General features: G+C 41.0%; 13 protein-coding genes. 2 read left to right on the top strand and 11 right to left on the bottom strand.

Annotation, left to right across the window (positions count from 1 at the left end):
* Positions 1–41 precede the first annotated feature (41 nt).
* From OCV43_RS11310 to hisA, 3 genes are read right to left on the bottom strand one after another with little or no spacing between them, the layout of a single operon-like run.
* Complete coding sequence (locus OCV43_RS11310) at positions 42–590, bottom strand: ANTAR domain-containing response regulator (RefSeq protein ID WP_022244360.1); 549 nt, start codon at positions 588–590, stop codon at positions 42–44.
* A gap of 33 nt (positions 591–623) precedes the next feature.
* Positions 624–1,952 (bottom strand): type I glutamate--ammonia ligase, encoded by a 1,329-nt coding sequence (gene glnA, locus OCV43_RS11305; RefSeq protein ID WP_262624133.1) that lies wholly within the window; start codon positions 1,950–1,952, stop codon positions 624–626.
* A 19-nt stretch (positions 1,953–1,971) separates the two neighbouring features.
* Complete coding sequence (hisA, locus tag OCV43_RS11300) at positions 1,972–2,751, bottom strand: phosphoribosylformimino-5-aminoimidazole carboxamide ribotide isomerase (RefSeq protein WP_262624132.1); 780 nt, start codon at positions 2,749–2,751, stop codon at positions 1,972–1,974.
* A gap of 202 nt (positions 2,752–2,953) precedes the next feature.
* Here hisA and guaB point away from each other — a divergent pair, with 202 nt between their 5' ends.
* Positions 2,954–4,411: an IMP dehydrogenase gene (gene guaB / locus OCV43_RS11295; RefSeq protein ID WP_262624131.1), complete on the top strand. Its 1,458-nt coding sequence runs from the start codon at positions 2,954–2,956 to the stop codon at positions 4,409–4,411.
* Between the two features lie 124 nt (positions 4,412–4,535).
* Here the strand turns inward: guaB and OCV43_RS11290 are convergent, their stop codons facing one another.
* From OCV43_RS11290 to spoVAD, 3 genes are all read right to left on the bottom strand, one after another.
* Positions 4,536–4,946: a hypothetical protein gene (locus tag OCV43_RS11290; protein ID WP_227709921.1), complete on the bottom strand. Its 411-nt coding sequence runs from the start codon at positions 4,944–4,946 to the stop codon at positions 4,536–4,538.
* Between the two features lie 79 nt (positions 4,947–5,025).
* Positions 5,026–5,382 carry a stage V sporulation protein AE gene (spoVAE, locus tag OCV43_RS11285; RefSeq protein ID WP_117947683.1) on the bottom strand — a complete coding sequence of 119 codons (357 nt, stop codon included), beginning with the start codon at positions 5,380–5,382 and terminating at the stop codon, positions 5,026–5,028.
* A 70-nt stretch (positions 5,383–5,452) separates the two neighbouring features.
* On the bottom strand, positions 5,453–6,466 hold the full coding sequence (gene spoVAD, locus OCV43_RS11280) for a stage V sporulation protein AD (RefSeq protein WP_227709922.1): 1,014 nt from the start codon (positions 6,464–6,466) through the stop codon (positions 5,453–5,455).
* Positions 6,467–6,534: 68 nt separating this feature from the next.
* Between spoVAD and OCV43_RS11275 the strand changes: the two genes are divergently transcribed.
* Complete coding sequence (locus tag OCV43_RS11275; RefSeq protein WP_262624130.1) at positions 6,535–7,428, top strand: ATPase; 894 nt, start codon at positions 6,535–6,537, stop codon at positions 7,426–7,428.
* Positions 7,429–7,881: 453 nt separating this feature from the next.
* Here OCV43_RS11275 and OCV43_RS11270 read toward each other — a convergent pair whose 3' ends face one another.
* From OCV43_RS11270 to OCV43_RS11250, 5 genes are all read right to left on the bottom strand, one after another.
* Positions 7,882–8,406 carry a SpoVA/SpoVAEb family sporulation membrane protein gene (locus OCV43_RS11270; RefSeq protein WP_117841809.1) on the bottom strand — a complete coding sequence of 175 codons (525 nt, stop codon included), beginning with the start codon at positions 8,404–8,406 and terminating at the stop codon, positions 7,882–7,884.
* Positions 8,407–8,517: 111 nt separating this feature from the next.
* Positions 8,518–9,579: an iron-containing alcohol dehydrogenase family protein gene (locus OCV43_RS11265; RefSeq protein ID WP_022244351.1), complete on the bottom strand. Its 1,062-nt coding sequence runs from the start codon at positions 9,577–9,579 to the stop codon at positions 8,518–8,520.
* Positions 9,580–9,766: 187 nt separating this feature from the next.
* On the bottom strand, positions 9,767–12,010 hold the full coding sequence (locus tag OCV43_RS11260) for a methyl-accepting chemotaxis protein (RefSeq protein WP_262624129.1): 2,244 nt from the start codon (positions 12,008–12,010) through the stop codon (positions 9,767–9,769).
* A 132-nt stretch (positions 12,011–12,142) separates the two neighbouring features.
* Positions 12,143–14,101, bottom strand: a complete 1,959-nt coding sequence (locus tag OCV43_RS11255; RefSeq protein WP_022244349.1) for a GGDEF domain-containing protein — start codon at positions 14,099–14,101, stop codon at positions 12,143–12,145.
* An 11-nt stretch (positions 14,102–14,112) separates the two neighbouring features.
* Positions 14,113–14,430 carry a DUF3837 domain-containing protein gene (locus OCV43_RS11250; protein WP_262624128.1) on the bottom strand — a complete coding sequence of 106 codons (318 nt, stop codon included), beginning with the start codon at positions 14,428–14,430 and terminating at the stop codon, positions 14,113–14,115.
* Between the last annotated feature and the right edge of the window lie 134 nt (positions 14,431–14,564).

The following is a 14,564-nucleotide window of genomic DNA, read 5'->3' as shown; positions in this document are numbered from 1 at the left end:
TCTCTCTAAATAATCTACTATATTTAACCTATTTTTCATACTTATGCATGCATAAGGCTCAAAATCATCTGTGCCGTCTCGATGAGTCCGGTTCCATTATCCATACTTCGTTTCTGGATATACCGGTGTGCTTCTTCTTCACTCATGTTATTTCGTACCATCAGAAGTTCTTTAGCATCCTGTAACATGCGTTTTTCCTCTTCGCTCCGTACCTTCGGTTCCGTACGCCGTTTCTTACGCATTCTGGTAATAGTATAAGACATGGTCTCTACCGTCTGTATCAGTTCGTGCACTTTAAGCGGCATGGAAAGGCACATAATATCAGCAACTTCATGCTCATTACAGATATCCGGCGAAGCAACAAGAAGCATCTGAAATGTAGCAGGAATATATTCATGCAGTTCTGTATACATCATGTCCACAAATCTTGGACTGCAGACCAATATACCTCCATCTAACGAATTCGCATACTGCAATGCCTGAGCCCCTGTTGTGACTGCTGCATCTACATGAAATCCACTGCGCACAAGTATATTTTTTATACTTTTGGCATTTTCTATCTTAGGGAATGCAACAATAACATTAATCAAGTTCTTATCTCCTGTAGCATTTTCTTACATCTACTAAATCTTATACAGATACTCATCAATCTCCCACTGTGTCACCTGGGCTCTGTAGTCCGCCCACTCAGCCTTCTTGGCTTCTGCATATTTCTCTGTAATATGTGGTCCTAAAACCCCTTTGATATAATCATCGTGTTCAAACTCTTCGATTGCTTCCATTAAATCTCCCGGAAGTGATTCAATACCCTTTTCCGCTTTCCTGGAAAGTCTCATTTCAAATACATTTTCTCTTACCTCTTCCGGTGGCATAATCTTATTTTCAATTCCATCTAAGCCTGCTGCAAGGCATACTGCCAATGCCAGATATGGATTGGCTGCCGGGTCCGGACATCTTAATTCCACCCTGGTTCCTGCCCCTCTGGATGCCGGAATACGAATCAGCGGACTGCGGTTCGTTGCAGACCATGCAATGTAAATCGGTGCTTCATAGCCCGGAACCAGTCTCTTATAGGAATTTACCAGCGGATTGGTAATCGCTGACATGCCTTTCATATGTTTCATTATTCCGCCAATGAAATAATATGCTTCTTTGCTCAAACCAAGTTCACCGGATGGGTCATCAAATATATTTTTTCCATTCTGGGAAAGTGACATATTAATATGCATGCCGGAACCGTTGATTCCATATTTTGGCTTTGGCATAAAGCTTGCAAATAAGCCATGACGCTTTGCAATGGTCTTAACTGCCAGTTTAAAAGTCATAATCTTATCGGCTGTTGCCAATGCTTCATCATAACGGAAATCAATTTCATGCTGTGCCGGTGCTACTTCATGATGGGATGCCTCGATTTCAAATCCCATATCCTCTAAAGTCAGCACCATATCACGTCTCGCATTTTCACCTAAGTCTACCGGTCCTAAGTCAAAGTATCCTGCTTTCTCATGGGAAACGGTTGTGGGCTGGCCATTGTCATCGGTATGGAATAAGAAAAATTCACACTCTGGTCCTACATCAAAGGTATAGCCCATCTTTGCTGCACGCGTAATCTCTTTCCGCAATACGTATCTTGGGTCTCCTTCGAAAGGTGTTCCGTCTGCACAATAAACGTCACAGATAATTCTTGCAACTTTTCCCTGCTGTGGTCTCCATGGGAAAATAGTAAATGTGTCTAAATCCGGGTAAAGATACATATCGGACTCCTCAATCCGGACAAAGCCTTCTATGGATGAGCCGTCAAACATACACTGATTATTCAGTGCCTTCTCTAACTGACTTCGTGTAATTGCCACATTTTTTAAGGTTCCAAACATATCCGTAAACTGAAGCCGGATAAATTCCACATCTTCTTCATCTGCCATACGGATAATATCCTGTTTTGTATACTTCATACTGCCGCTCTCCTTTTCCTTATACTTGATTTATATACTGCAGAACCTCTTTATATGCCATTCTGCCGCCAAACAGGTCTAATGCACTGCCTATCGTCACATTAAGCCTGCCTTTTCCATGTTCTTTTAACCGCTTTAAATCTTCAAAACTGCCGACTCCTCCGGCATATGTAATTGGAATTCTGCCCCAGTCTCCTAACATTTCTGCCAGTGGGACTTCAATGCCGGATGCTTTTCCCTCTACATCTACTGCATGTACTAAAAATTCATCCGCATATTCCTTTAATTTATCTAATAACTCCGGCGTGATTTTCTCTTCGGTAAATTTCTGCCAGCGGTCTGTCACTATATAGTAGTCGCCATCTTTTTTCCGGCAGCTTAAATCCAGAACCAGATGCTCTTTTCCTACTGCTGCAAGAATTTTCTCCAGATTATTATAATTTACTTTTCCATCCTTAAATACATAGGATGTCACAATTACATGACTGGCTCCTGCCTCGATAAATTCTTTGGCATTCTCTGCATGAATGCCGCCGCCAACCTGCATACCGCCCGGATATGTGCGAAGTGCAAGCAGTGCCTGACGTTTCGTTTCTTTATAATAAGAACTGTCTGACGGATTCAGCAGAATGATATGTCCGCCACGAATCTTATCTTTTTTATAAAATTCTGCAAAATAAGCGGCATCCTGTTCCGCCACAAAATTCTCTTTTGCCTGATTTCCTTCATCCTTAAGACTTCCGCCCACAATCTGCTTGACCTTGCCATTATGGATGTCTATGCACGGTCGAAATTCCATCCTTTTTCCCCCTCTGTTTGAAAAAAGGACAACGTTCACCCTTGGTTGACCCCGTTGTCCGTCTAAAAGAATAACATATTTTTGTATAAAATGGAATAGTTGTTTTAACAATTGACAGTATATTATTTTTTTGCTAGAATTGAGAAATTAAAGGCTTTATTATATTACACACTTTTTAATAAGAAAGAGAGGAAACGAGAAAATGGGTAAAATTATCGGTGAAGGAATTACATTTGATGATGTTTTGCTGGTTCCTGCATATTCGGAAGTTACTCCTAATATGATTGATCTTACCACTTACCTGACTAAGAAAATCAAATTGAACATTCCAATGATGAGTGCTGGAATGGACACAGTAACTGAACATCGCATGGCAATAGCTATGGCAAGACAGGGTGGTATCGGAATCATCCACAAAAACATGTCTATCGAGGCTCAGGCGGAGGAAGTGGACAAGGTAAAACGTTCCGAAAATGGAGTTATCACAGACCCATTTTTCTTATCCCCAGATCATACATTAGCTGACGCAGAAGATTTAATGCACAACTTCCGCATTTCCGGAGTTCCTATTACAGAAAACGGAAAATTAGTCGGCATCATCACCAATCGTGATTTGAAATTCGAAACAGATTATACAAAGAAAATTAAAGAAAGCATGACTTCCGATGGTCTTATTACTGCTCCGGAAGGAATCACATTAGACGAAGCGAAAAAAATTCTCGCTAAGGCAAGAAAAGAAAAACTTCCAATTGTTGATAAAGATTTTCACTTAAAAGGTCTTATCACAATCAAAGATATTGAAAAACAGATTAAATATCCATTATCCGCAAAGGATGACCAGGGCAGACTGCTTTGTGGTGCTGCTGTTGGTATTACTGCTAACATGATGGACCGTATCGATGCACTGGTAAAATCCCATGTCGATGTAATCGTTGTAGATTCCGCACATGGACATTCCTTAAATATCTTAAATGCAGTTAGGAAAATCAAAGCTGCTTATCCTGATCTTCAGGTTATCGCAGGTAACGTAGCAACTGGTGAAGCAACCAAGTCTTTAATTGAAGCTGGTGCTGATGCTGTTAAGGTTGGTATCGGACCTGGTTCTATCTGTACTACCCGTGTGGTTGCAGGTATTGGTGTTCCTCAGATTACTGCTGTCATGGATGCCTTTGCAGTTGCAAAAGAATATGGTATTCCAATCATCGCCGATGGTGGTATCAAGTACTCCGGAGACATGACCAAGGCTTTAGCTGCCGGCGGTAATGTATGTATGATGGGAAGCATGTTCGCAGGATGTGACGAAGCTCCTGGAACCTTCGAATTATATCAGGGAAGAAAATACAAAGTTTACCGTGGTATGGGTTCTCTTGCAGCTATGGAAAACGGAAGCAAAGACCGTTACTTCCAGGAAGGTGCTAAGAAGCTTGTTCCGGAAGGTGTTGAAGGTCGTGTGGCTTACAAGGGAAGCCTTGAAGATACCGTATTCCAGTTAATCGGTGGTATCCGTTCCGGTATGGGTTACTGCGGATGTCCTACTATTCCAGAATTACAGGAAAGAGGCCGTTTCGTTAAGATTACTGCTGCTTCCTTAAAGGAAAGTCATCCACATGACATTCATATCACAAAAGAAGCACCAAACTACAGTATTGATGACAAATAAATTTTTCACCAAGAGAAACAATTTTATATGAGTCATCGTGGTACTCATATTATACAAAACAGGATTGAAAACTTTTCATTGAGTTTTCAATCCTGTTTTTGCATTTAAAAATCTTTATTCAAAACTATCTTGCTGTTTTTGCATTATTATTACCATTTCCATTGGTTCCGGTTGTCGCATCATCCACAGCATCTTTAATTCCGGTTCCGGCATCATCTACTGCATCATCTACACCATCTACAATATCTTCTGCGCCATCTACTACTCCATCTGTCACATCATTTACCACACCGTCGCCATTATCTCCATTGTTTGTAGTATTGTCACGATTATCCTTGTCGTTATCTGTGGTACCGTTATTCTTGTCATTTGTGTTATTCTTATTGTCTGTGTCATTCTTATTGGTGGTATTGTTACTTCCTGCTCCGTTTTCCGTGGTATTTTCCTCATTTCCATTCCTATTACCACAGGCTGCCATACTGCCAAAGAGGCACACTACCATCATGGTCAACACCAGTTTTCTTAATTTCTTCATGTTCAATATCTCCTTTTTATTGATTTCAAGTTTATTGTTTCCAACCTATCCTTTTCTATGCATCTTCTGTGTGGATTTTCTACTTTCTCATCTTTGGTTCAAATATCAGAGATGCCAGATAGGCAAATACCAATGCAGCAGAGATTCCTACCGCCGTTGCCGTAAATCCACCCATGAAGATTCCGATAAATCCATTGGTATCAACTGCTTCCTTAATTCCCTTAAACAGCGTATTGCCAAAGCCTAACAATGGCACCGATGCTCCCGCCCCTGCAAATTCCACGAAAGGCGGATATACACCGATTGCTCCCAAAACAGCTCCGGAACATACCAATAGCACCATAATCCGTCCCGGCTGCATTTTCGTCTTTTCCATTAAAATCTGGCAGAGGGCACATATCAGGCCTCCTACCCAGAATGCATTCACATAATCCATGTGTTCTTTTCCTTTCTTCCATCATTCTTATCAAAACTATTATTACTTTTTATTATCTACCAGGCTTTTGTTACGGCACATACTCAAGCATTACTCCATGGGCAATTCCCGGTACATTTTTCCCTTCGTTATAACTCACTGTGGAAAGCAATGCTCCGGTTGGCACAAATAACACCTTTTTCCATTCCCCTGAAATAATCTTCGGCAGATAATAGGCAGATAAAACAGAAGCACTGCAGCCACAGCCACTTCCGCCAGCATCCGTATCCTGTTCTTTTGCATCAAAAATTTCGATTCCGCAATCTGAATGATTGTTCTCGATGTCATAGCCCTTTTTCTTAAGCAAATCAAATAGGATTTCCTGTCCGACAGTTCCTAAATCCCCAGTTATAATACGGTCATATTCTTCCGGCTTGCTTCCAAAATCCGCAAAATGTGCTGCTATGGTATCTGCTGCTGCCGGAGCCATCGCTGCTCCCATATTTAAGGAATCATGAATTCCATAGTCCACAATTTTTCCGGTGGTGATTCCACTGATTTTTACATGAGTCCGTTGGGTGGACAATACATAGGCACCACTTCCGGTAACCGTCCAGGTAGCCGACATGGGACGCTGATTCCCATATTCCAACGGAAATCGGAACTGTTTCTCCGCGCTGGCAAAATGACTAGATGTAATCGTCAGGACATTTTCTGCAAATCCTGCCGCCACGCACATTGCTCCAAGTGACATGGATTCCCCTGCCGTAGAGCAGGCTCCATACACACCAAACAGCGGAATTTCAAAGTCGAGAAGTCCAAAGGATGTTGCTATAGTCTGACCCAACAGGTCTCCTGCAAAAATATAACGGATTTCTTCCGGCGTAAGCCCAGATTTTCCCAATGCCAGGGTTGCTGCTTCCTTCTGCAAGGTACTTTCTGCTTCCTCCCATGACTCACATCCAAATTTGTCATCATTTCCAATCACATCAAAATACTCTCCCAGTGGTCCTTCTCCTTCTTTCTTTCCGACCACCGATGCCGAATTTAAAATAAAAGGAGTCTTCGCAAAGCGAAGACTCTGTTTTCCCTTTACCTCAGACATGTCATCACTCCTTTTTGTGATTAGCATGTCCAGGTTCTGGCATTTTATGTATTTTTCAGAAATTTTTCATGTTTCTTTTCTTTACTTCTATCTACGGTTATGCTGTAATAAATCCATGGCAGCAATTAATTTCAACATTTTTCAATATTTCCATTGAACTTTTTGAGAAAGGAGAAACTGACATCTATAATAAACTATTATCTCATTATAAGAATCTTACGGAGCAAATCTCTGCCATTCAGGATGAACTTTCCACTCTGCCACCCGGCACTCTTTATTGTACCCACAATGGCAACTATACCAAGTGGTATCATCAACTTCTATCCCAACAGTTTTATATTCCCAAGAAAGAGAAAAATTTTGCTCAAGTCATGGCCCGGAAAAAATATTTAGAACTAAAACTGCAGTCCCTCTCTTTTGAGCGACAGACAATCCGCACCTGTATTGACACCCTTGCCTCACATCCTTCTAAAATTGAAACTCTTTTTCAAGAATCTTCTCCCTATTGTGAATTATTTCACACTGTCCTCCAACCCATTTCCACAGAATTAAATCAATGGATGAATGCTGATTTTGAATACAATATCAAATACCCGGAACAACGGATTCACAAATCTGCTTCCGGTCTGATGGTCCGTTCCAAATCAGAAGCACTGATTGCAACACTGCTCTCACATAACCGTATTCCTTTTCGTTATGAATGTGCACTGTGTTTAGGCGAAACTACCCTGCACCCTGATTTCACGCTTCGTCATCCTAAAACAGGAGCATTTTATTACTGGGAGCATTTTGGTCTGATGGATTTTCCTTCTTATCGAAAGAATGTCTTTTCCAAGCTTCAGTTTTACACCGCACATAACATTATCCCATCCATTCAATTAATTACTACTTATGAAACAAGTGAGCATCCCTTTGATTCTGCTTATGCCGAGCAATTAATTCATTACTATTTTGGGGATTAGCGGGAAGCTGACTTTGTGAATTTGTTTTTCTTCTCCTTTTGGGCAAAACACTCTTATTTCACAATGATTTTGCCCAATTTACCGCGGGACACGGCTCCTCTTCCTTGGTGAAGTCTTGCTTTTCTACTTCTTTTGGGCAAAATTCTCTTGTTTCTCAACGATTTTGCCCAATTTACCGCGGGACACGGCTCCTCTTCCTTGATAAAGTCTTGCTTTTCTACTTCTTTTGGGCAAAACACTCTTATTTCACAATGATTTTGCCCAATCTACCACCGAACACGGCTCCTCTTCCTTGGTGAAGTCTCTCTTTTCTACTTCTTTTGGGCAAAACTCTCTTGTTTCTCAACGATTTTGCCCAATTTACCACGGGACACGGCTCCTCTTCCTTGGTGAAGTCTTGCTTTTCTACTTCTTTTGGCAAAACACTCTTATTTCACAATGATTTTGCCCAATTTACCTCGCTATCAGCTGATATATCCAGTATATGACCCCAAGTAGCCAGCTTGTAAAGATTCCATAAAGAATTACCGGACCCGCAATGGTAAAAATTTTGCAGCCAATCCCAAAAACCTGACCTTCCTTTTTGAATTCGATGGCAGGAGCCGCCACTGAATTGGCAAATCCGGTGATTGGAACGAGGGCTCCTGCCCCGCCAAATTTTGCAATTGATGGATAAATATTAAGACCGGTAAGAATTACGCTCATGAGGACAAGGATCATACTGCACCAGCCGCCGGAAGTATCTTTATCCAGTCCTGCGTTCTGTGCAATATTTAAAATCACCTGGCCAATACAACAAATAATTCCGCCGGTCACAAATGCTTTTAACATTTTCAGGGCAAGATTATGCGTTGGTGTTACCTGCTTTACATATTCGTTATATGCCTGGTTTCTTTCCGCAACATCCTGCTCCTGTACTGTTTTATTCAGATTTTCATTTTTTTGCCGCATATCTTTTTCTGATTCACTTTTTGCCATGCTAAAACCTTCCTAAATAATATAATATTTTTCTCTTAGTATGGCAAAAATTGTTTCTTTTATACATACACCGGCAGCTTCTTACGGATGCCCGGCAGTTCCTTATGAATGTCAGTCAACCAATATACGATTTAAGATTTCATCTTCTCTCACCAGACGCTTTGCTTCTTCCCGGTATTTTTCTTCGTGAAGGTAAGTGTGACGGAATGGCTTAATAGACGGTGCCAAATCAATTGCCGCAAGGAAATCGCTCTTTTTCATCTGAAGTGTTGCTGCAAAATCAAAAAATCCGGTCTCTTCCAATACGGTCTGTACCCGCACATATCTGTGATTGTGCACCTTGCTCATGATATAGGTTGCAATGCCGACCTGAATACCGTGTAACTGTGGTGCTTCCAATAATTTGTCCAGTGCGTGGGAAATCAAATGCTCGCTTCCACTGGTCGGTGCGCTGCTTCCGGCTATTTCATTGGCAATTCCGCTCATGGCTAGAGAATCCACCAGTTCTTTTAAAAACAATTCATCCTTTATGCTCTGATATGGAGTCCGGACAAAACTGTTCACCGCTTTCTTCGCTATCATAACCGCAAAATCATTTACCGTAGAGTAACCACATTTTTCCTCATAAATCCAGTCATATAATGCTGTGATTTTTGAAATCATATCTCCGATACCGGAATAAATAAATTTCTCCGGTGCCGTGCGGATAATCTGCGTATCCACCACAATGCCATAAGCCAGTTTTGCCGGAACCGAAGTTCTCTTGCCATGCACCAGAAGGGAGGCGCTGGCACTAGAAAATCCATCACTGGAGCTGGAGGTCGGTACGCTGATAAATGGAATATTTCTTAAAAATGCGGCATATTTTCCGGCATCGATTACTTTTCCGCCACCAATTGAAATAACTGCCTGCGTTTTATTCGGCATGGAAAATGCAAGCGTTATAATATCATCAATATCAACGGTATCCAGTTCGCTATACTCCAATACTGTAATTTCTTCTTTTTTCAGTGATTCCATTACAGTCTCACCAAACATATCAATCAAACCATTTCCAAGGAAAATAACTACCTGCTTTAGACCTTCTCCCTTTAAATAACTTCCCAGTTGATTTAACGTGCCATTTCCGACTTTCAGAATTGCCGGAACTGAAATTGCTTTTCCTGTCTGCATATTTATTTCTCCTCTTTTCTATCTCAACTTCTTAGATTTCTCAAACTTTTGAAATACTCTGACTTTTATTATATGTATTCTATGCCATAATATCAAGCTCGCTCTACAGAACCTGTCACTGGCAGCTTCTTACGGATTCTTTGCGAAAAAAACGGCAGCCAGAAACCTGACTGCCGAATTATATTCCTTACTGTACCTTGAAGATACTTACTGATGTATCCAGATCCTCTGCATCCATCTGAAGCCGTTTTACCGCATCATTTAATACTTCTACTGCCTGTAACTGTTTCTCTGTACTACGGGCAAGTTCTTCAGATGCAGATTCTGTCTGGTTAGAGGTTGTTGAAATACTTTCGATGGCATTCATGGTATCTTCTTTTGCCTGTTCGATACCCCCCACACTCTGGGTAATCTTCTCAACATCCTCTGCCAGCTTGCTTACCTGCTGACTGATATTCTTAAATACATCAACGGTATTATTCAATGCTTCTGTCTGGAATGCAACGCTCTCGCCTGCAAGCCCAGCTGTCTCGATGGTAGCTGCCAGACGTTCCTGAATATGATTGATAATCTCACCAATCTGATTACCCGCATTTCCGGACTGTTCTGCCAGTTTACGGATTTCTTCAGAAACTACTGCAAATCCTCTTCCTGCTTCACCGGCTCTCGCCGCCTCAATTGATGCATTTAAGGACAAAAGATTGGTCTGTTCTGCAATCTCATTGATTGTTCCAATGATGCTGTTAATTGCAATAGATTCTTTGTTCAGTTCTCTGATTTCCCGGATGATGGTCTCTGTTACTTCCGTTGTACCCTGAACTTTTTCACCAAGGTTTGCTACGATAACCATACCATTTTCAATTGCTCCCTGGGCTTCCTGGGCAATTTCGCTGATTTCATCAGTATTCTCATGTACAACATTGATTCTTTCTGCCAGACCATTCATCTGCTCCAGGCAGCTTTCCGTATCCTGTGCCTGCTGGGAAATACCACTGTTGATATAATCCACTGCTTCCGTAATATTCTTTGTTACTTCCAATAAAACTTCGGAGTTGGTTCCTACCTGGACTGCCGAATCAGAAACATGACCGCTGACATTGGTCATCTTGAGAATCAGATCCTTCATACTGCCAATCATATTGGTAATGCTGGATGACAACACATTAAACTCATCCTTACGCTTCATGCTGATCTGTCCGGTCAAATCTCCATCGGAGGTCTTTTTTAAGACACGGTTAACCTTACGGATTGCTTTGGAAATTCCGCTTGCAAGAACGGAACCTACCACGATTGCAATAACTGCACATATTGCTACGGCAATTAACGTATATCTGAGAATCGCCTGTGCACCTGCCATAATCTCTTTCTGCGGAACCATGGCACATACCAGCATATTCGTACCTTCAATCCTGCTGTATGTAAACAGATAATCTGCGCCCTCATAAGACACTTCTTTAGAACCCTGCAGATTTTCTCCTGCTAATGCTTCCTGATAAAAGTCCGTATCTGTAAATTTTATATCACTATCTCCACTTAACACCTGGCTTCCATCCTCTAATACAAAGCCCTTGATGCTGTTATCACTAATCTGTGCATTATCTAATATATCCTGGATAAAGCTTGTCTTAACATCAATGATGATATATCCAACAGATTTATTGCTATTATTCTTAAGAACGGTAACAAGAGATAATGCATACTCATCACTGTCATATCCGGTGACTTCATCAATGGCTGGGTGGCTGCTGATCCACATACTTCCCATGCCAATCTCAGACTCTACATTCTTTCCTTCTTCCGACTCAACAAACGCATTATATACATCTCCACGGATTGCACCCTTTTCACTGCATGCTGTTCCACTCTTCGCACAAACTATAATGTGATCGATGAATTTGTCTGCAGTAGATTCATTGCTCAATGCAACCTTTGTATCCATCAGCATAGACTCTGACTTTACTTCTGAACCTGTATAATAACTTGTAATTGCAGAATTAATAGAAAGACGTGTTGCCATCAGTTCAATATTCTCAAAACCAAGTCCGAGATACTCTTCCAATGTACCAACACTGGTATTTGCAGAAGCCTCGTATGTACTATTCAAGGTAGTACTGCACTTTGAATAAATCATAAAACCGATGATAACAAACAGGATAACCGGAATCATAAATGCCCCGATTAATTTCACCTGAATGCCACGAAGCCCCATTCCCTTATCCTTCGCAGCCTTTCTACTGTTACCTGTTTTCTTCGGCTGTGGTTTTCTTACCTTTTCTTTCTTTAACTTTTCCTTTTTTGGCTTTACTTTCTTAAGCTTCTCTTTCTTTACTTCCAACTGCTTTCTTTCTTCCCTTTTTTCTACTTTAAGCTGCCGAGTTTCCTGCATTTCTTCTGGCCTTTCCTGACGAATTTTCTGCTTTCTTGTCTTCATCCGTATTACCCCGTTTTCCCAATTGTAAGCATATCTTTCTCCCCGCTGTTTCTGTCTTCATTTGCATGGAAACGTTACCATATGATTTGTTTTATTCTAGCATATTTTCGTTTGTTTTTCAACACCGGCTTATTACGAATTCTCGAAATTTACATTACGGCAGACTGTCTTGCGCCGTTTCTTTTTTTCCTCATACAGATATTCATCAGCATGCTTAAACATCTCAATAAAATCAATCTTCTTTTCACAGACAAATTCTACTACTCCAACTGAAATTCCAACATAATACGGTTTCATGGAATGTTCATTGTACTGTTCACATTTCTGGTGAATATTGTAAATGAGCTGTTCCTTCTCTTCCATCTCGCTATATCTTACAATGCCTGCAAATTCGTCCCCTCCGAATCTTCCCACATCTCCATACTGTCCAAAGACTTCTTTTACAATTCCTGCTGCTGTCCGGATTGCGCAGTCTCCTTCCGCATGGCCAAAATTATCATTGATTTCCTTTAAATGGTCAAGGTCCGCTATCATAAGACAAGCTTTTTTTCCTAAATTATCCTGATTAAACCGGACCAGACTCTCCATCAGTCCCCTACGGTTATAGATTCCGGTCAGTTCATCGTAAATTGCAATAAAATTTAATACTTCATTCTTTTCCCGCAGCCGGTCACGATATTTTTTCTGTTTAATATTTGCTTCCAGAAAGCGGAGAGATGTTCCAAGCTGCAATGCCAGTATATAATAAAAAGAAATCTCTTCCGGTTCAATCTCAAGCATCAATAGTCCGTACTGCCGCTTTCCATCAATTAATAGAAAGCTGATATAAGAAAAATGATCTTCACCGGAGCTGCAACAATCCAGTACACCAAAGCTTCCATCTATATATGGACGTTCCTGTTTCTCAAATACCTGAATATTTTCCCTGTATTGGTGCATAGTTAAATACATCCTTTGGGGCATCTTCCATTTCTGTCCATTTTCATAGGTAACCGGCTGCTCCAACAGATAAAGCATGGAACTGCGTATACCCAGATGATAAAATACTTCTCCACTTTTCCGGTAGAAAGATTTCTCATTCTCTGCTTCCTGCATCAGGTCCCGGATCAGAAATGGTCCAAGCCACGATTTATGCTGAAAAAGCCTTAATTCATCAATAATATGAAGCAGTTCTGTTTTCTCATCTGCCTTTTCTTTCGCTCTTCGTGTTACTTTGCAGCCACAGGATTCCCGGATTATAAGTTCTGCATCCAACCGGACAGATTCCACTGGTCTGCCTGCACAGATATCTACTGCCTTTTCTACCGCTATCTGCCCCATTTTATAAGCATCCTGGGAGGCAGTCGTCAGTGGTGGATTACTATAACGTGCCCTCTCCACATCATCAAAACCGGTAATCAAAATGTCTTTTCCTATCCGGAGTCCATGGGCTTTGCATACACGATAACACGCCACTGTCATTTCATCATTAGCTGATATAATTGCTTCGGCATCCGGATTGTCCTTTAGCAGCTGTTCTACAAGATTATCCACGAATTCCGAATAATCTCCCACCGCCATCATTTCCGGTGTCACGGGCAGATGATGTTCTGCCATAACATTTAAAAATGCTGCTTTTCGCTCTATGGCATCCTGATTGTCTTCCGGTCCCCCAAGATAAACCAGATGCTTTAAATGATGTTCTATAATAAGATGCTCCACACATTTTTGCATACCACCAAAGTTATCCACCATGACATAGATACCCCGTGGATCATCCGTCGCATCTTCTAACAGTACATATGGTATTCCTGCAAATTTATCCAGAAATGCCTGTTTATCTTCATTTTTCTGAAAAATGCAAAGAGAGCCATATGCTATAATCAATACATCTACTTTCGCTAATTTTGCATAATCATAGACGGTATTATACTGATAATCAAAATCCTCCAGTGCAAACTTCTGGTTGAAACGCACACTCTGCGTTCCCAGAAAATAAATCACATTAACATCCATCCCGCTTGCTGCTGCCCGAATCCCTCTCATCAGGTCCTTCGGATGTGCTGTATGCACATTTCCAATCAATACCCCAATTGTAAATTTCTTCCCCATATCATCGCTTCCTATTCCTGCCACAAACGCTGTTCTGTCTGTCCCTCCTGAAATAATTCACGCATTTGTTCATCTAGTTTATCATCCGGTTCGTAATCTTTTAACATCCGAATCAGATGCTGCTCCCGCACATCATCTGTCATATAGTCTGCCAGCATCCGGTTGACCTCTTCAATTAACTGCTGTGGTTGTAAAATCCCTGTTGCCATATTTCCGGTCAGTTTGTATGCAAGACCCGCCGCATAATAGAATTCATAGTTTCCCATCATAATAGATGCCTGCAGATTACATTTGATTACAACACTCTGACGTGCAATTGACTGTATCATTTTTTCACTTCTTCCTTACGGATTTTTATATTTTCATTTTATAACATTTCACGAAAAACATCAACCCGAACTGCATATTGTTCTACCAATTCCTATCAATTATCTTTTCTCACTATTTTACCCTTTACAGTGTT

This window comes from Roseburia amylophila (assembly GCF_025567465.1).
GTDB classification, from domain to species: domain Bacteria; phylum Bacillota; class Clostridia; order Lachnospirales; family Lachnospiraceae; genus Roseburia_C; species Roseburia_C amylophila.
This window is presented reverse-complemented; position numbering and strand designations above follow the sequence as displayed.